This window comes from Paenibacillus sp. SER-28 (genome assembly GCF_052906305.1).
The window spans coordinates 198,405-217,623 of the sequence record NZ_JBRECM010000003.1; the positions used below are offsets into that span (position 1 = coordinate 198,405).

The following is a 19,219-nucleotide window of genomic DNA, read 5'->3' on the forward strand; positions in this document are numbered from 1 at the left end:
CATTTCGTTACTGCATATCGACTTCCTGAAAGGAGATACCACTCGTTCCCCTCCGCAACAGACTTTCTGCTAATGCCAAATTTACTAATGTACAGGTTTCACGCAAACCTTGAACTTGCAATAAGGGCCTTCCCTCGGTGCGCTCTCGATCTACTACCAACTTCATCAATGTTCCTCCGGGATGAAATGTACTTAGCTCACCTACACAGTTCACTAAAGGGGGCTGAATCATCCAGTACAACTTTTGCTGAGAACGTTCCATATCCCGAAACAAAGCCATACGACTGAAGAGGCTCGGCGTATAGACCTGTAACAACTCATGTACAGAATCAGATACCATCATCCTCGAACCCATCAGAATATCAGGGTAAACCGTGTAATCGTGACCCTTGACCTTAAACTGTGCAGCATAAGAAGAGGGCCATTCCGTCCAATTATTAATATTTACCATCTCTGCATTGGCCTCTTCGTCCCATATGGGAACAGCAGCATACAACATCCGATCATCGTGTTGACAAAGAAAATACTCCACTATGCCACGTCCCTTCCATTGCGTCTGTCCCACATGGTTTCATCCAAATGAAGTTAGATCCCGGGCAATTGGATGCACGCCTAAACTAAATCGGGTTCCATCCAGCACCGCCCCTTCGAAACAGGCACCCTCTATAGCTGCACCAATGAAGTCGGCCCCCTGCAATATAGCCCCGGTGAAATCTGCATCCTGTAAGTAAGCGCCCTGAAATGTGGCTCCTGTAAGATCTGCTCCTGCAAAACTTACGGGTTGAAAACCAGGTCTCTCCCATCGTTCAGATTGGTATATTCCAGGTACAGCTACTGCATCTCGAAAAGAAGCTTCTCTTAAGTTGGCTTTTTCAAAACGAGCTTCTTGAATCAAACAATCGCTAAAATCAGCCTCTTGTAAATATGCTTTATACCAACAGGAACCAATCAAATTGCCCCCCGTAAAATCACTATTTATAAAGGAACTTTCACTCAAATCAGCATATTGTAGACGTATTCCCTCATAATTTCCTTGAGACCCGTCGATCTTGCGGAAAACTTCATGTATGTAGTCGTAGGGCTTTTTTTCCTCTAGCCAGTCTTTAATCACAATGGAATCTTTGACACGCACATCTCGTTTATAAATGACTTCACTTCGATCTAAATATTCTCCGACTCTCAGTTCGAATACATCTTCCAACTGTATTTCATGAGCAAACTGAATATCATCGAACCATTCTTCTGTGATACTAAAACGCGCCAAGGCAATGATATATTGATGAACATATACTGCCGCATGCAATTTCATCCTCTGAATATCATCTAATCCGATTCTTCCGCCGTATTTTTTGGCCTGCTTACTTAATTCCATCTCCCACTCGTCCAAATAGTGAAATGCCCAATCTGCATCATAGGTATCTCGACAAGTATGGAGATCCATAAACCATCTTTTATCCATCGCCTCCACTAAATAGGTCGCCCTTCCGTTTGCTAATTCGGTACGAAGCATGGAATAAGATATATATCCCAAGGCGTGTTTATTACCTTCTTGCTGCATCAACTTGACTTTCTCAAATATCTGCTCCAGTGAATTGCAAAATGCCTTAGCCAAGGCATGCTTATAATTTTGGAAATAGACTTCCAATGCGAATAACATTCGATGTTTTAGGGGTTCATAGATCTCATTTTTAAAATGTCGAAAAACTTCTTCACGATTCACGCTCTATCTCCTTTCTAGTCGTCACATTACATAGGCTGCACGTCTCAAGTAGTTGATATGTGAAATCATAATTTTCAAGGGTATATTTAACAGTAAATCATCCTTATGTATGTATCGGACAAATTAGTGATTTTGTTTACAGAAAGAACCATAACTGTGTTCAATGGAAAATGGGTAGGTTCACAATCGAACCCACCCATTCGGAGAAATTAAGTATTAATATTTTTTATTATTTTCATTATTAGTTTCTCTTTTTCAATTCTGTTCAATGATCATCTTATAGCTCTTATCTTTTTTGATCAGGCCGTTTTAATTATAATCCGGCGTTTTCTATGACAATAAATAGAGAGTATCAAGAAGGCTATCTACTTTACTTTTGTGAGCCTGGTTGGGGAGGGCTGAACAATCGGTCAAAGCGGCGCATCAATCCTTCAAGCGGACCAACAGGACGCTGAGCAAACAACAATCCCAGCAACAGTGTTGCAACCGCGATCATTACGTCGCCATACGGGACTTCGTCCAGACTGTGCCCAATCTTTGTTAGATCGAGAACCCATACCACTACAAATTGAATGGCATACATGGTCAGAGACACACGGCCGACTCCTGCGAAAGGCATTAATACAGTGGGAGCCTTTTTCGTTACGAGGCACGCAACGCCCAATACCAGGAATGAAATGCCTAATCCTATCATCGTCTGGAATGTCGAAGCGGTGTGCGGAGCCGACTGCAAAAGCATATGCCACATCGGTAATTCCGTATTAAGCGGCCAAATGGCGTATTCATCTGGTGGCTGCATAGGAGCAACCCCTTGCACACTTATCAGCCATTGTTCAAAGTGAACTCTCCAATTCGGAAGTACAAAAGCGGCCAGTGCCTTGCCAATAACAAGCATCACGATACCGCTGCCTGCGAGTGAGAGGGCTGTGCGTAATTTGGTGAGGTCAAAGCGGCCAATCGCCATGCCGGCAACAAATGCAGGCATCAAGGCGAGAGCAGACATCGGACCTCCCGCGATATCATTAAGAAGATAAGCTTTCGAGAAAATGCTTAATCCAAGAATCATTAGCGGCGGGGTTGTGACGAGCAACACTGCTGCTGTTGTAACAATTGTGCGGGGCGAACGGCGAAATAACATGAGGGCCAACACAAACATAGCTGCATAGGCAGGCAAAATGATGCCATATGAAGTGTTCAACATAATTAGCAAATAACCAATAATATCAACAAATACTGCACGGGCCAGCATGCGTGCACGAAAAGCGGTCACCTCTGCTCCCCGATCCATCATACGCTGTCCCATGATCGAATAAGAAATCCCGCCGCACAACACAAATAAGAGGGTGGTCGTTCCGGAAACGAGCGCAGAAACGTTTGGGTTCGATCCGAAGTGCTGCAAGTACATTCCCAGCACCGCCAATCCTCGTACTGCGTCAAGTGCAACAAGACGCCCGGTGCCCCGCCTTCTCTTCGACTCTTCTACAGAGCTTCGAGAAGGAATATCGGTGTGTGTATCGTCGTAGGTTGAATTGGATATACCTGCTGTATCTACTGCTTTTTCATCCAATTTATTAGCAACCGTCTTTTCATTTACTTGATTTTCATTCAACTGGCTGTTTACGGAAAAAGCTCGTTTTTTAATCTTTGTCTCTTCCTCATACTCTCTGACGGATCTCCTCATCAGTTTAATACTGCTTAGCAACTTGCATTCCTCCCTGAAAATCCTGAACTCGCATTTTTCATCAACCCGCATGTTCAGGATTGATGTTACGCTGTAGTCCAATATAGCCTACAGATGTCGCTAAAGTTTGATCAAGTTGCAAACAAAATGTCACAACGGACGAAACTGGTTTATCACAAAAAAACAACCTTATTTGCAGTTGATCACTGGAATAAGGTTGTTTTCAATATCATTAAAATTCACTCACGATTTGCCAGGGACGGCATTAAAAATTGAATTGGCCAGCAAACGGAATTGCTGCTGCGAATGAGCGCCATTGGTTAGATCATTAGAAAAAACAGTAAGATTCTTTTTGTTTTCCTTATAAGTGAAGGCCATGATCTTTCCTTTTGCAGCATCGTGACCTGGCCACCAGCCCGCTTTGAAGAAGTTTTCTTTATTACTAATGGTTGCAAGAACTTTTGCGGCTTTAGGTAGTTTCGTAATGTAAGAACCTGTAACGGTGTAGAAGTACTCTTCGTTATCGTAAGGGGCTGTAATCGCATTATCCTGTTTGACATTCGCCAGGAAGACCCCTTCGTATCTTTCCCATGTTGGTCCAGCAAACGAAAATTGAGGACTCCAGTTTTTCACATTAACCATCCCCATATTTCCATAAGCAATGAAGGCTTCCCTTTCTCGACAAGTTTATCGGAATCGAATGTATTCACAAGCACATCGGCATGCTGCTGATCATCGGTCACTTTAAAACCGAGATTTTTGAGCACATAATCCGGTTCGCCGAGAGCAGCTGCCGTAGAAGGTTTAAGAACTTTGCCAACGGGTTTGTTATTGCCGCATGCCATTATATCAAGATCGTATTTTGAGGCCAGCGGGTACAGATCATCATAGGCGACTGCAAAGTCACCCGCTTCATATCCTGTTCCGCTTTTAGATAGCATCGTGACCACTTTGCCGGATTTAAGCAATTCATTAACGGTTTAGATGGCATCGTTATTGGTGTTTCGAATTAAAACATAGGCAGAATGATTCGGCATTTGTGTTGCCGGAATCGATACGGAAGTCACCGGAGAGGTTTTGCCCTCAAACACTCCAGCTTCTCTAATCACATCACATTCAAATCCTCGTAGGACTGGAAAGTCCTGCACAATCTCGCCAGCTACGGAAGCATAATCTGAGACGTTAATACCATCATATAAAACCATGTTTGCAATGCCGTGTTTTGCCTGGTGCATATTTATGATAAATGAACCTGCAGGGTAGGTCTTGCCAGCAGCACTTACAGTTTTTGTCGAGCGTTCAACCTTTACTCCATTGCGGATAAAATATTCAATCATCCGGTAGGCTTCCAGCGGATTTTTTTGAAGACTTTTATCGGTCGGCAAAACGTAATACTCAGGGAAAAAATTCTTATTACCGTGACGCGGGCGGCCAATGACTTGATTTTTGGCATTCATTCCATGCTTATTTTCTTTATATCTGAGCCCTTCGGAAGTTTAAACCTAGCTTTAATTGTTCTTTTCTTCGTCATTGATGCCACATTGCTATCCAATTTCAGTGTCGGGGTATTTTTAACCTGCGTTGAAATTGCTTTTGTTGGTTGACTCTGTTTATCGTTCAACAACGTGCTTTTGCGCGTTGCGCAGCATCAGCCATAACCATGTGCGGAGCAGTGATTTCCAGAAGCATGGCGGTGGATATGGTTAACGCCAAGCAGAACTTTACTATCGGTTTTATACCCATTCTTTTTCCCCCTATTTATAACCGGAAGACCATGTTATGCTCTTCTTTATTCACCAAGAGCATTTACAGACTATTGTGCGGCAAATACGATTTTATATATGGTAGTCCTATTCAAAATCTGTTTGTTGCTTTTTTCCGGAAGGATTGTCTGTCATCGAATGAGAAGCGTCGGAGTTTATGGTACTTTGCACAAATTGCTTCAAATCAGTTCGACTTTTTACATCCAGAACAGCCGCTTTGCCCACATAAGTTTCTTTTAATAGCTTCATTGGCGGTATTTGTTCATTTCCCTTTAACGTACTTTGATACCCTACCGAAGCCAAATTCCACATATCGGAGACTGACAAATTGGTATCGATATACGGACTGATTTCCTCTAGAATGGAAGGAAGCTTCATAATGGAAGTCGTTGTTTTGACCTTCTCGGCTAATGCCGTTATAAATTGGCGCTGTCTTTCTGTTCTGGAATAATCGGACATGGCATCATGACGAAAACGGACATATTGAAGCGCCGTTTTGCCATCGAAGTGCTGCTGTCCCTGCTTCAAATCAATATCATACTCATGCTGATCGGCTTTACTCTCATAGTGCATACCCTTTTCGACATAAAAATCGAGCCCGCCTACCGCATCGACGAGTTTAATAAACCCTTGGAAGTCTGTATATACATAAAATTGAACTGGCACCCCCAGCAATTCGCTGACAGCTTTCATCGCCGTATCGGGTCCATGCGTAACAGCGGTATTAATTCGATTTTTGCCGTACCCGGGAATATCCGTATAGGTGTCTCGAAGAATCGAAAACACATGGATACGCTTATCAATAGGATTCAACGAAACGACCATCATGCTATCGGACCTGGGTACACTCCCCTTGTTGTTCTCGCGGCTATCCACGCCCATCAGCAAAATATTTACAGGTTCGGTTCCCTTCCACTCCGGAACTTCCAGTGCTTCGACTTTATCAGTGCTTACTTTAACAAATGGGGAGTTGTCCGGAGTTTTGCTAAGTCCTGCTAATCCCTTGTAAATGGAAAAGAAATAATAAAAGATAAAGCTTACAGCAGCGACCACAAGTAATAACGTTATAATCAATATCCTCTTTTTCCTCTGTGTCATGTCATTATTCCTTTCCAAATGATGAATGCGCCTGCCTCTTTCCGTATTTAAGATTTTTGCAAGGCTGCTACGAGGAGTGAAGTGTAATATCGGCTACCATCTGGTTTTAAATGGACGCCATCTCTATAAAAGTATTCATCTTTACCTACACTGGCCGAATACCAGTCCACCACGCTGACGTTACTGTATTCACCAGCGACCTGTGCAATCGTGTCATTCACCGCATCCTGCCAGCCCTTCGGCACCCGGGTGGTGACCAAGAGTACCTGTCTGGCTTCAGAAAGGGATTGCAGTACGTCCCGCAATTGGTCTTTGCTAAATGGACCGTTGGTGCCGAGTTCGATAATAACCTGTTCTCCCAGTTTGCCTTGAGCGGCTAATTCATTAATGACTTTTACAGCTTGAGACATCTGACGGCCAACCTTGCCGTCCACCATCATATTCGGAAGCTGCTCTTTTAAATAAGACTCAATTCCGACCGTAACCGAATCTCCAATCATTGTGACGCCCTCACCGGTGAAAGAAACGGATGATTGAGCTTTTTTTCCGTTGGTGTCGGAAGCCCCATGCTTTTGGGCAGCAGCCTGCATCTTATCAAGATTGTATAAAGAAGACTCCTTACTGCGAGATTCGTTATCAACCGAATTTTGCTTTGCGTGCATATGGAGGCCTATAGCTCCTAAAGCGATAAGGAGAATTGCAAATCCCCCTAATGTGCTTACCATCCATCCATTTTTTTTGTTCATATCTAGTTCATCCTTTCCTTTAACATGCTAGTAGGTTTTATCTTGTTTGATAGCATCAATCACAAACGAGGCATAATACTGAGCGCCTGCTGGTTTCAGATGAACACCATCTTCATAAAATAGATCGTTGCGATTTTCGCTAGCTGAATACCAGTCGATAAGCCGGACATTTTGAAATTCATCAGCTATTTCTCGCAGACTGTCATTTACGGTATTCTGCCATCCTCTCGGTACTCTGGTCGTTATCAGATAAATTTGCTGGGAGCCCGGCAGTGAAGCCAACAACGACTTCAGTTGACTCCGGTTAAAAACGCCGTTGGTGCCGAGTTCAATAATAATTTTATGGCCAAGCTTGCCCTGTGTTCGCAAGTTATCAAGTACATCACCAGCCTGTGACATTTGCCGTCCCACCTTTCCATCAATGATCATACCGGGAAGCTGTTTTTCGAGAAACGGGGCGGCATCCAGAATGACAGAATCTCCAATCGCCGTGACCCCCTCTCCTTCTACGGAATGGCCTGTATTTTCATGATTTTCATTGGAACGGTCGAATTGTTGCTTTTCCGTCTGGACGGGTTCCCGGCCTACAGCTGCTGGCACATCAGGTACAGGATCTGATGAATCCGTCTTCCATGAAGTCAGGACCAGAATAATGGCGATTACAATGACGACAAGGCTTAGTTGGCTGCCAGCGCCTGACCTGCGGAGTGTTTTTAAACCGGCCCAAAAGGTCCCGCGGCGGATAGGCTCTTCGATATATCTGTAGGAAAGACCCGACATTATGAAACTGGCCGTTACTTGCAGAGCAATACGCATATAGTTGACATCTTCGGTATTTACCAGCGGGCTTGATAAAATAATGATCGGATAATGCCATATATACAGACTGTAAGATCGCTTACCGATCCAGCTTAGAGACCGGCAACCAAGCAATCGCTCCAGTCGGTTGGCCGGATGAACTAGTACAGCAATGACAATCGCCGTAATTAGTGATAAATAAAGAAAACCGCCCCGATACAGCGAATCATCATACTCATTGGTCTGACCGATCAGGATAAACAGCATTACAATGCCCAGCACGCCAGTCATATCCAGCATGGTCCGGGCCGAAGAAGATACATTATCGCTCAGTCTCCAGCTAGGCCAGATTACCGCCAGAGCCGCTCCGATCAAAATGGCAGACGCCCGCGTGTCCGTTCCGTAATAAACCCTGCTCGGATCGGTTCCGGGTTCGTATATAATGGCCATTGCTACGGCGGATACGATGGCGCAAACCAGAATGTATAACATCAGTCTGCCTCGTCGCGGTGCAAAGCACAGACCAATCAGCAGAACAAGCGGCCAGATTACATAAAACTGTTCCTCAATGGAAAGCGACCAGAGGTGCCCGATTGGAGAAGGTGGGCCAAAGCTCTCAAAATATGAAACATGATGAAAAATGAGATACCAGTTGTTTACGTAAAAAAACGAGGATACAAAATGGCCTCCTAATGCCTGTAATCTGGAGAAATCGGTAATTAAAAGCCACAATGCCACTGCAGTCAGCATAAAGATCATTGCCGGCAGTAGCCTGCGTATTCGTCTTATCCAAAAATGCACAATGGAAAAACCGCTGCGCACCCTCCATTCGAAAAGGATCTGATCCGTAATCAGATATCCTGACAGAACGAAGAAAATCTCTACCCCCAGCAGCCCACCCTCTGCCCATCTGAAATGAAGATGATAAGCAATAACAGCAAGCACGGAGATGGCCCTTAGCCCATCCAGACCAGTCATATAACGTTTTATTGGTTGATTCAGGTTCAGATTCCGGTTTCCATTCACTATGGTCCATTCCTTGTCCTTGTAGGCTAATGATCTTGCTTCATTTACTATAGAAAAAAGATGTCGCGAAAGTTTGATCAACATGTAAACAAATTGTCACAACGGTTGCAAAAAGAAAAACCTTATTCCGGCTGAACAACCGAAATAAGGTTTTTGAGATATACAAATATGGCGATCATCATCGCTATTTTAATTCAATGATCAATGACTCCTTGCTAGGAGAATCCGTTGACGCAGTCTGCGAGGAATCCAATTGTTTTTGTCCTTGAAGCAGTACACTTTTATTGTTCGGATGCCAGTATATATGCGTCGGCACAATTCCGCGATACACCGGTTCCTTATACAGTATATTTCTTCCCTGCACCTTGCCTACGTAAGTAACATTTTGATCATACACAGTGTATGCGATATTTTTCCTGTCAGGCGAGAATTCAAAATCAAACACTTTTTCCAGAATGACGGAGAGCTCGCCGTTTCGCTGATCATATTCGTACAATGAACTATCCGTTCCGAGAAACACAAACTGGTCGTTATTCATCCAGGCTACTGAATCTCCGCCAATTTGACGCTCGTATTGAAATTCAATATTCTTCCCGGAAACCTTCCCCACGGTAAGCACCTTTTTCTGACCTTGTTTTACACGAAATAACTGCAGCAGTACGCTGCGGCCATCATTTGAAATGTTAACACTCAAAAGCGTGTCTTCCTTTATGATACCCTTCAACTGATATTTGTCGGAAGTTTGAGACCCCATATCGTAGATATACAGGCTATCAGCTCCATTATCAAGCGGGTTTTCTACCAGGTAGCTGATATACGAACTGTTGGCCGACCAGGAAACATATTGTACATAAGACTGGTTCCTAGTGTTGATCCTGTCTATTTTCTTTTCCTTGCCATCCTGCAAGGAAATAAGCTCTAAGGTTGTCTCCGAGGAAGAAGGGGAAACTTCGCAAATATATTTCCCATCGGGAGAAAGTATCGTATTGGAAGTTACATTGCCGATTCCGGGTATGGGCTTGCTCTGCTCATACGGATAAGTTAAACGTTCCAACGTACCTCGCTTCAGTATGGTCATGGCCCCGAACGATGCGATGACGGCATTTCCAGACGTCCAGCCCAGCAGCTGTCCCGTATTCGCAAAACGATCCGGAAGGCGATATATTTTTTGAACCTGAAACGGACGAGAGTTTTGATCGGCACTGGAAACTTCATTACTGTCAGCGATGACGACGGTCTCTGTTTTTGGTTCTGAACCGCATGCTGACAGCAGTGATACCACGAGAGATACGACCAGCAGCATTACAACATATTTATATTTATTACCCATTATTTATTCTCCGTTCCCCGCGGTTTCCAGAGCTTTAAGTTCCAACGTAACGATGGTTTCATTATGCTCGTTGGTAATCATGATGGAACCCGCAAATTCTTCAACGATGGATTTCACAATGCTGAGCCCCAATCCTATACTGCCTTCTTCTGCGCTGTCGGAATGAGCCAGATAAAATGGCTGTAACAAGTGTGACAGATGTTCTGCCTCAATCGGATCGCTTGGATTGCTGAAGATCAGGCGGATCTTTTCTTCTGCCTGTACTGCTTTTACCGATACTACCGAAGACGGCAAACTATATTTAATCGCATTATCTATCAAATTGATAAACATCTGTCTAATCCTGTCCCCATCAGCCAACATGAACAATTCCTCATTGATCTCATATTCAATGGTCTTTTTATAACGCTGCGCTCGGATCATCATCGATTCACACACATCCTGCAGGATCAGCCCAATATCCACCCGATCAAGCTCCTTGAGCATAATATTATTGCGTGAAACTTCCAGTAGTTTTAACACCATCGCATGCAGGCGCCTGCTCTCCTCGATAATATGACTCATTCCTTTGTCAAAAAAAACACGGTCTTTCTCACCGTTCAGCCTGATCAACTCCGCATATCCCAGAATGGAGGTTAATGGCGTTTTCAGTTCGTGAGTAATATTGTCAAAAAAGCGCTTTTCCTGCTGGTGAAGCTGCTTCAAGTGGTCCCGGTCCTTCTCAATAATATGGATCTGTCTACTGATTTGATCAATCATATCGTTAAAATTCTCAGCCAATCGGCCAATTTCATCCTTGCGTTTAATATGAAGACGGATATCCAGATTTCCATTTTTCACCTCGGTGGATGCTTGCGTCAATCTGGTCAGTGGGATGGTAATATGCCTGGAAAGAATATAGGAAAACAGAAAGGCTGCTGCAAAAATCGCTAGGGCAATATAGAGAATAATCTCCCGAATCTGTCCGGTTTGTTTGTAGAGTGAGCTGAAATCTTTGTAAAAACGCAGTATGCCTATCTTTGAACCGTCTATAACAACCGGGTAGGAGAAGAGGACTGTCGTCTTATTACGATCATAAGTAATGCTGTACGCTGTATTGCCACCAATCGCCTGCTGCAGATCACTTTGCATTTGCTGCTGAAATAGGGAGTTGTCCTGGGCATACAGCAATTTGCCTTCCACCGTATACACACCAATACTGCTGTTCGTGGTATGGTTTAGATCAGTTGCTATCTCCTTGGCAATTTCTCCAAAATACAGCTCATTGCTGCTGAAATGGTTAATCAGAAAAGCCTGGCGCACATACACATTGCTGTTATTTTTCAGTCCGATCAGTTCGGAGGTAACCAGGTTCTGATTGCTTGTCCGGATAAATTCCTTGACGGTCTGATTAAGCACGACAAAAGAAAGCGAAAAAATCAGAAAAAAACCGATCAGAAATTTGATGCTGATTTTGCGTATCATGCTTATTCACCCATTTTTTTGAATTTGTATCCAATTCCGAAGACGGTAGTAATACACTTGGTGTCATCCAGCTTTTTGCGGAGTCTCTGGATATGCGTATCAACTGTACGTGTATCTCCAGCAAAATGATAACCCCATACCAGATCAAGCAGTTCGGAACGTGAAAAAGTTTTGCCCGGATGTTTAACCAGCATCATAAGCAGGTCAAATTCCTTGGGGGTCAGCTCAACGGGACTGCCTTCTTTTTGGACAAGCCGTTCTTCTTCGATCACCTCAATGTTTTTAAACCGAATGACGGCTCTCGTTGTTTCCTCCCTGTCGGGGTTGCTTGCCTGCTCCACTCTGCGCAAAATGGTTCGAATGCGTGCAACAACCTCGCGCAGATCAAAGGGTTTGGTAATATAATCATCGGCACCGAATTCCAAACCGAGAATTTTATCGGTAATATCCGATTTGGCCGTAATCATGCAGATCGGTATGTTATAGTCCGTAGTCACCTTTTTGCAAATGTCCAGACCGCTCTGATCAGGCAGCATCCAATCCAGCAGCAGCAAATCGGGTTGAAACGACTGTAGCTCATGTATTCCCACTGCTCCGCTAGACGCTGTGCGTGTCTGGAACCCTTCCATAGAAAGCCCGTACGATAGCAAATCGGCAATCGGAGCATCATCTTCAATAATAAGAATCTTTGCTTTATTCATCGTAATCCTCATCTCTATTTTTAACACGACAGGTTTAGTACATCGCCCATTATATTAATCAATCAGGGAAAAACAATCAAATGTATATTGCAAATCCTCATACCCGCTATCAGCGTATAGCCCCACCTTTTCTGTTATAAGAAGCCGTACCATGAGCGTTTTTTGAGAAAAAACCTAAGCAATCTTAGTCGGGTAACCGAACTAAGGTTGCTTAGGTCTTCCTTTTTAAGGCTGTTAACTTGCCAGAGGTAATTCCATATTTAGTGACCTTTTTATGTTATTGATTTCAATGGCCTGTAGATATATCTTTCATAGCATTTCGATCATGTTTATATTTGAAGCCTACGGCAAAAACAATTGCAAGTACGAGTGTGTATGCTCCAAAAATTAACCAGATACTTTGCCAATCCTTCACACCATCTACAGTGAAATAATCCACGACTCTTCCACTTGTGATAGCACCTACATACGCACCTATTCCATTAACCATTGTAAAAAATAGGCCTTGTGCACTCGCACGAATGCGGGGATCTACTTCTTTTTCTACAAAAATGGCCCCAGAAATATTAAAGAAATCAAATGCGCAGCCATACACAATCATGGATAACAGCAGTAAAGTAAATCCTATACCAGATGGGTTACCATAAGCGAAGAAAGCAAAACGCAATGTCCATGCAGCCATACTAATGAGCATGACTTTCTTGATTCCAAAGTTACGCAGGAAAAACGGAATGGCAAGGATAAAAAATACTTCAGACATCTGAGACACGGATAGCAGAATGGATGGATATTTCACGACAAGACTATCTTTGAATTCAGGGTTCAGTGCAAAGTCATGCAGAAATGGATTTCCGAACGTATTCGTTAATTGCAACGCAACACCCAGTAGCGTAGAGAACAGAAAAAAGATGAACATTCTCTTTTGTTTAAACAGCACAAAGGCATCTAATCCCAAAAGACTGATCCACGATTTTTCCTTTTTTTCATTGGATGTTGGACAATCTGGAAGGGTGAGTGAATAAAGGGCCAGCAGTATTGAAGCGCTTGCAGCAATATACAATTGAATGTTACTTAACTCAAATCCGCTGAGACTAACCACCCACATGGCAACAATGAACCCGATGGTTCCAAACACGCGAACCGGTGGGAAATCCTTGACTGTATCGAGTCCTGCTTTCTCCAGAGCAACGTAAGAAATAACATTCGTCAAAGCTGTGGTAGGCATATACACCAATGCGTTAAAAAATATCACCCAGAACATGATCGTCGGATCTGAAACTTGTGCAGCAATAAATAAACAAATCGCGCCAAGAGTATGGAATATTCCATATAATCTATTGGCTTTAATCCATCGATCCGCAATAATGCCTGCAAGACTAGGCATGATAATCGCGGCTAATCCTTTTGAGCTATAAACAATTCCAACTTGTGCGCCCGTAAAATGCAATGTATTGATCATATACGAGCCTAGCGTAACAAGCCATGATCCCCAAATGAAAAACTGAAAGAAGTTCATTATTCTAAGCCGTGTTTTCATTGCCATTTTTCATGTCCCCTTTTGAGCTTGAATATTCAAGTTGTTGTGTTAGTTACTACTCTTCCGTCAATTCTTCTATCGGACACATTTGGAAATGCTTACATTTTGTTATTCATAGTTTAATAGGCAAAGTAATTAAAGTAAAGGACTAAATATATATTTTATAAAAAGAAATATAATATTTATATTCAAACAGCAATTTTAGACATATTTTGTTTATACTTTTTCCATAAAATAATAAAAGTTTGTTTTTTTCCAAACTAAATGGCCTTCCTAGGGGCGGAAGTTATTTGATTTATTTTGTTTAATCCAAGTGCTGCTGGATTAGCGTTTATCTTTTTATCATTAACTCATGCATAAAACTGGTACCATGGTCTGGAAATTTGACCCCAAAGTTGTCAGCAACGGATGCTCCAATGTCTGCAAACGTTTTGCGAAGAGGCAGCTCTCGACCTTCCAGAAACGCTTTGGAGTAGATGAGTAGCGGCACATATTCACGTGTATGATCGGTTCCGTGATGAACCGGGTCATTTCCGTGGTCCGCAGTCAATATAAGCAAATCCTTCTCAGTAAGCTTTTCTAGTAGTTCTGGCAACCGAGCATCAAATTCCTCTAGTGCATTGCCATACCCTTGCGGATCTCGGCGGTGACCGAAAAGGGCATCGAAGTCAACTAGGTTTAAAAAGGACAAGCCCGCAAAATCCTTCTGTGCAACTTGAATAAACTTGTCCATTCCATCCATGTTGGATACCGTTCGAATCGCTTCTGTAACGCCTTCCCCATCATAAATATCTGAAATTTTCCCCACAGCGATCACATCCAGATCTGAATCCTTTAATTCATTCATGACCGTCCGGGAACAAGGTTTCAGTGCATAGTCATGCCGGTTAGCCGTTCGTTTAAACTGTCCCGGCTCCCCTACAAACGGCCTCGCTATGACTCGGCCAACCATATAATCACTGTTTTTGGTCATTTCGCGTGCCATTTCACAGACACGGTATAACTCATCCAGCGGTACAATCCCTTCGTGAGCAGCAATTTGCAGAACGGAGTCTGCTGATGTGTAAACGATCAAAGCCCCCGTTTTCATATGCTCCTCCCCAAGCTCATCTAATATTTCAGTGCCGCTGGCAGGTTTATTTCCGATGATTTTTCTCCCTGATTTTATTTCAAGTTCTTCAACTAAAGCGGCAGGGAAACCATTCGGGAACACTTGAAAGGGGACGTCTATACGTAACCCCATGATCTCCCAATGCCCTGTCATTGTATCCTTCCCGTTAGAGGCTTCCTGCATTTTGGTCCAAAAAGCCGCTGGGCGATTAGCTTTCGGTATTCCTTGAATTTCTTTAATGTTGGACAATCCAAGTGCAGCCATGTTAGGCATATACAGTCCATTCATTTTTTCTGCGATATGCCCCAACGTATCAGCGCCTTCGTCTCCAAAAGCTGCAGCATCCGGTGCTTCTCCAATACCGACGGAGTCAAGAACAATTAAATGAATTCGTTTAAATAAATTTTTCATGAACCAGCGTCTCCTTTTAAACGTACATTTTTATCCAAAGTTCTTAGAAATCTGAGAAAACAACACACATAAAAGAGGACAGCTTCACTATCAAGTGAAGTTGCCCGAAATAGTGCCTGCATAATACATTTTAAATGGTTTGAATTTCCTTTTTTCTTAGCAATCCAGGCAATGATATTCCTATTAATATTAGAATTATCCCTACATAATGTGAAACGCCAATATGCTCTTTCAAGAAGATGACTGACATTAACACGGCTGTAGGAAGTTCCATGGCGCCCAATATCGACGCTGCCCCAGATCCCACTAATGGAACACCTTTAGAGAACAGCAGTGTTGAAAGAAACGGGCCGAAGAAAGCTAAGGCAAAGCCAAATTTCAGAGCCAATTCTATCAGCAGCTTGCCGTTGGTAAAAAACGTAGGTGGCAAAATGAGCGAACAAACGATGAAACCTCCGGTTATCATAAATGCTGTCTTTAGTATCGGATTGGTTTGAACCGCGACCTTTCCACTGAGGAGAATAAAAATCGAATATGATAATGCTGCCAAAAGTCCAAATAGAAACCCAAGCCAATGAACGGCAGATAGACCTGTCGAATAAATATTGGTTGCGCTAATGGTCCCAACAAGTAAAGGAATTATAGAGAGCAACTTCCCTTTTTCCGGAATTTTTCGATTAATGACTGCCTCAAGCAACACGCCGATCCATGTAAATTGAAACATGAGTACAATGGCTAATGAAGCCGAAATGTATTGAAGTGAGAGATAGTAAAACATTCCTGTAAGTCCTGTTGTAGATCCAACAACCGTTAACAATAGAATTTCTTTTTTATTTGGCTTCACAGACTTTTTTTGTGTCTTACTTTTCATACTTTTGTTAAGAAGTACTCCCCCCCATAACAGCAGCGCCCCTATGAAGAGTTGTATTCCAACAACATCATTAACGATAAACCCGTCTTTATAGGCCAACTTCACAAACGTGGATAGCACGCCATAACTAACGGCCCCTAACAAGACATAAATGTATCCTTTCATAACCCCACCTTTTTCTAAACCTATAGTTATAAAAAATTATTGCACTTTCTCTATGATTCCTTTAACTAATGAAATAAATTTCTCTCTTACCAAAGCAGCTACCTCAATCACCTCATCGTGGCTTAGAGGTTGATCTAGAATTCCACAAGCCATGTTGGTTAAACAGGAGATTCCAAGAACCTTCATATTAGCGTGGACAGCCACAATCGCTTCCGGTACGGTTGACATACCAACGGCATCTGCGCCTAATGTACGAATCATGCGAATTTCAGCCGGTGTTTCATAAGCCGGACCACTCCACCAGGAGTATACGCCTTCGCGTAAAGTTGTATTTTGCACTTTTGCAACTTCCGTAGCAATTTGTCGCAATTCAGCATTGTACACTTGGGAAAGATCAGGAAAACGAGTACCCAGTTCATTATTATTAGGCCCAATCAATGGGTTTGTGCCTACTAAATTGAGGTGATCCGTAATCAACATTAATTCACCCGGTTTAAAGTCCTCATTAACGGCGCCACAAGCATTGGTGATAAGCAGGTTTTCTACACCCAGGGCCTTCATCAAACGCACCGGAAAAGTCACTTCATCCAAAGAAAATCCTTCATAGTAATGAAAACGTCCTTTCATAGCGACTACAGTTTTCCCCTTTAATTCGCCAATGACCAATTCGTTGGCATGACCCACCGCTTCAGATTTTGCAAAGTGAGGAATTTCGCTATAAGGCATTGTGAAAGGGTTTTCAATTTCATCAGCCAGTGTTCCCAATCCAGACCCCAAAATCATTCCAATCGTTGGACGATACGAAGTTTTGCTCATGATAAAGTCTCTGGTTTCCAAAATATCTTGCATTTTATGCATATTTAACTCCTCCTAAAATAATTTGCTGTAAGCTATGTGTGACAAATCACTTCAAATTGCTGCTCCAACAGCTTTCATTGATCAGTTTAATAGCTTAGCCACCTTTTGTAAATAACTTTTTATCATTTATAAAAAAAGATTGATCAAAGGTTAAATTATTCGCCATTATACTCCGTTCTTTTTATGCGAATTACAAAAAGTTAATCCATGCTTTCTTCATTAGCTCAAAGCTTTTTATCTAAAACATCCAAAATTGTACAAGTTTAATTAAACAGAGTAGATATATCATTAAAAAAGCCCGATAATAATCGTAATCACTTATTTATGTTTGAAAATAACATCTTGTATTAAAGATCAAGGGGAAGTTATATGTTAAATAAATTTGAAGAGTTATCATCACCCAAAGCAAAAAACTTAAAACTGTTATATAGCTTAGTTCGAAAATTAGGTCCTGTAACCATTAACACGTTAGCTGAACATACTGGTTTTAAACATGTAACATGTGGACGTTTACTTGACGAACTTGTTGAAGAAGATCTTATCTATGATAGTGGTATTGGAAAATCAAGTGGTGGACGTAAACCTTTAGCGTATGTCATCAAACCGGATGCTTACAACTTGATTGGGGTTGAGATTACAAGTTTATACACAACTGTCTTGCTGCTTGATTTGAAGCTAAGTATCATAGGCGTCAAAAAATTAAAGATGACCACTGAATGTACTGGAGTGTACACATTAAATTATGTAGCAAAGTGCGTTGAGGATTTACTGGCTGAAAATAACGTTCCTAGGGGGAAATTGTTGGGCATCGGAATTGGGGTTCTCGATTCGTTTGATCCAGCAATGGGAGTCATTTCACACCCCCAACTTTTTCCTGCAGGGGGTTGGGACATCAATATTATTGATTATTTAAAACATAAAACCAACACTCCTGTATTTCTGGAGAATGGGACCAACTTGGCTGCGTTAGCTGAATATCGCCTTAACTTTTGGAAAGAAACCGATAATTTAGTCTTTGTATCCAGTGATATTGGAATTAGATGCGGTACTATTTCTCAAGGCAGATTGGTTAGCAGAAGAAGAGATATGGATGATACCTTTGGGCACATCATCATTGATATCCATGGTCGACGTTGTTCATGTGGCTCATATGGGTGTCTTCAAGCATACAGTAGTTTGCCCGCTATTCGTGACGAAATAATTCGGCTCATGAAACGTGGTAAGCCTTCAATTCTTACGACTGAAGTTAACGATTTCGAAGAGATCAATTTACACCATATTTTATATGCTTTAGAGCAAAACGATGCGCTCTGTTTAGAAGTCGTTGAGGATGCGGCTTATTATTTTGGTATCGGTCTCAGTAATCTGATTTTTCTGTTACGTCCTGAGATCGTGATTTTCGGAGGAACTCTAGTACCCAAACCGCTTTTTTTTGAAGTAGCAGCTAAAACAGCACAGGATCGATTAAAATTTTATCCCGATAGTCATGTTCAAATCATTAAGTCCACTGAAGCTTACAATATTGTGGCTCAAGGAGCTGGTTGTATGGTGTTGGATTATTTCACTGAAGAGGTACCTGTTTAAAGAAGAAAAAAACATAAGTGTTACATTACTTAATCTGCATTTAGTCATCGATTCAAGTTCTGATCAGCGCCTGAGATGAGAACTTGAATCACTCATAACAAAAAAGACGAGCCAATCGACTCATCTTTTTAAGTAACTGCTATTTACGCACGACATCGTAGCCTTTATCCTTCAGCAGCATCATAATCGGCCTATTCAACGTAACGGAACAGTAATATTTAGGTTATAAAATTAAAGCATTTGATGTGCGTACAACCGAACTGGAGAAATCTCTATACGGGTATTACATGGGTTATATGTGTTATTGGATGAATGATGGATTCATTCGGCACTGGGGGGGTGATCTATTTCATGT

At 42.3% G+C, this 19,219-nt stretch carries 17 protein-coding genes; 1 reads left to right on the forward strand and 16 read right to left on the reverse strand.

Features of this window, described 5'->3' with window-relative positions:
• Window positions 1–7 precede the first annotated feature (7 nt).
• The 16 genes from ACUYLD_RS10980 to ACUYLD_RS11055 all read right to left on the reverse strand — a co-directional run bounded on the left by ACUYLD_RS10980 (window position 8) and on the right by ACUYLD_RS11055 (window position 17,280).
• Window positions 8–565: a hypothetical protein gene (locus ACUYLD_RS10980; RefSeq protein WP_446675014.1), complete on the reverse strand. Its 558-nt coding sequence runs from the start codon at window positions 563–565 to the stop codon at window positions 8–10.
• Between the two features lie 6 nt (window positions 566–571).
• Window positions 572–1,720 carry a pentapeptide repeat-containing protein gene (locus tag ACUYLD_RS10985; RefSeq protein ID WP_446675015.1) on the reverse strand — a complete coding sequence of 383 codons (1,149 nt, stop codon included), beginning with the start codon at window positions 1,718–1,720 and terminating at the stop codon, window positions 572–574.
• 370 nt (window positions 1,721–2,090) lie between these two features.
• On the reverse strand, window positions 2,091–3,422 hold the full coding sequence (locus ACUYLD_RS10990) for a DUF418 domain-containing protein (protein WP_446675016.1): 1,332 nt from the start codon (window positions 3,420–3,422) through the stop codon (window positions 2,091–2,093).
• Window positions 3,423–3,644: 222 nt separating this feature from the next.
• Window positions 3,645–4,034, reverse strand: a complete 390-nt coding sequence (locus tag ACUYLD_RS10995) for a hypothetical protein (RefSeq protein ID WP_446675017.1) — start codon at window positions 4,032–4,034, stop codon at window positions 3,645–3,647.
• A complete protein-coding gene (locus ACUYLD_RS11000) occupies window positions 4,031–4,342 on the reverse strand; it encodes a hypothetical protein (protein ID WP_446675018.1) in 312 nt (103 codons plus the stop codon). The genes ACUYLD_RS10995 and ACUYLD_RS11000 overlap by 4 nt, the downstream gene beginning before the upstream one ends.
• A gap of 39 nt (window positions 4,343–4,381) precedes the next feature.
• Entirely contained in the window at window positions 4,382–4,858 is a 477-nt protein-coding gene (locus tag ACUYLD_RS11005; protein ID WP_446675019.1) for a hypothetical protein, read from the reverse strand.
• A gap of 393 nt (window positions 4,859–5,251) precedes the next feature.
• Complete coding sequence (locus ACUYLD_RS11010) at window positions 5,252–6,262, reverse strand: LCP family protein (protein ID WP_446675020.1); 1,011 nt, start codon at window positions 6,260–6,262, stop codon at window positions 5,252–5,254.
• A 47-nt stretch (window positions 6,263–6,309) separates the two neighbouring features.
• A complete protein-coding gene (locus tag ACUYLD_RS11015) occupies window positions 6,310–7,008 on the reverse strand; it encodes an SGNH/GDSL hydrolase family protein (RefSeq protein ID WP_446675021.1) in 699 nt (232 codons plus the stop codon).
• A gap of 27 nt (window positions 7,009–7,035) precedes the next feature.
• Entirely contained in the window at window positions 7,036–8,832 is a 1,797-nt protein-coding gene (locus tag ACUYLD_RS11020; protein WP_446675022.1) for an acyltransferase family protein, read from the reverse strand.
• A 184-nt stretch (window positions 8,833–9,016) separates the two neighbouring features.
• Window positions 9,017–10,162: a hypothetical protein gene (locus ACUYLD_RS11025; protein WP_446675023.1), complete on the reverse strand. Its 1,146-nt coding sequence runs from the start codon at window positions 10,160–10,162 to the stop codon at window positions 9,017–9,019.
• Between the two features lie 3 nt (window positions 10,163–10,165).
• Window positions 10,166–11,626, reverse strand: a complete 1,461-nt coding sequence (locus tag ACUYLD_RS11030; protein ID WP_446675024.1) for an ATP-binding protein — start codon at window positions 11,624–11,626, stop codon at window positions 10,166–10,168.
• Window positions 11,627–11,628: 2 nt separating this feature from the next.
• On the reverse strand, window positions 11,629–12,327 hold the full coding sequence (locus tag ACUYLD_RS11035; RefSeq protein ID WP_446675025.1) for a response regulator transcription factor: 699 nt from the start codon (window positions 12,325–12,327) through the stop codon (window positions 11,629–11,631).
• 286 nt (window positions 12,328–12,613) lie between these two features.
• Window positions 12,614–13,870 (reverse strand): nucleoside permease, encoded by a 1,257-nt coding sequence (locus tag ACUYLD_RS11040; RefSeq protein WP_446675026.1) that lies wholly within the window; start codon window positions 13,868–13,870, stop codon window positions 12,614–12,616.
• 325 nt (window positions 13,871–14,195) lie between these two features.
• A complete protein-coding gene (gene deoB, locus ACUYLD_RS11045) occupies window positions 14,196–15,386 on the reverse strand; it encodes a phosphopentomutase (protein WP_446675027.1) in 1,191 nt (396 codons plus the stop codon).
• 130 nt (window positions 15,387–15,516) lie between these two features.
• A complete protein-coding gene (locus ACUYLD_RS11050; protein ID WP_446675028.1) occupies window positions 15,517–16,422 on the reverse strand; it encodes an EamA family transporter in 906 nt (301 codons plus the stop codon).
• Window positions 16,423–16,458: 36 nt separating this feature from the next.
• Complete coding sequence (locus ACUYLD_RS11055) at window positions 16,459–17,280, reverse strand: purine-nucleoside phosphorylase (RefSeq protein ID WP_446675029.1); 822 nt, start codon at window positions 17,278–17,280, stop codon at window positions 16,459–16,461.
• Between the two features lie 369 nt (window positions 17,281–17,649).
• On the opposite strand from ACUYLD_RS11055, the gene ACUYLD_RS11060 reads away from it, so the two are divergent.
• Window positions 17,650–18,864 (forward strand): ROK family protein, encoded by a 1,215-nt coding sequence (locus tag ACUYLD_RS11060; protein WP_446675030.1) that lies wholly within the window; start codon window positions 17,650–17,652, stop codon window positions 18,862–18,864.
• Window positions 18,865–19,219 lie beyond the last annotated feature (355 nt).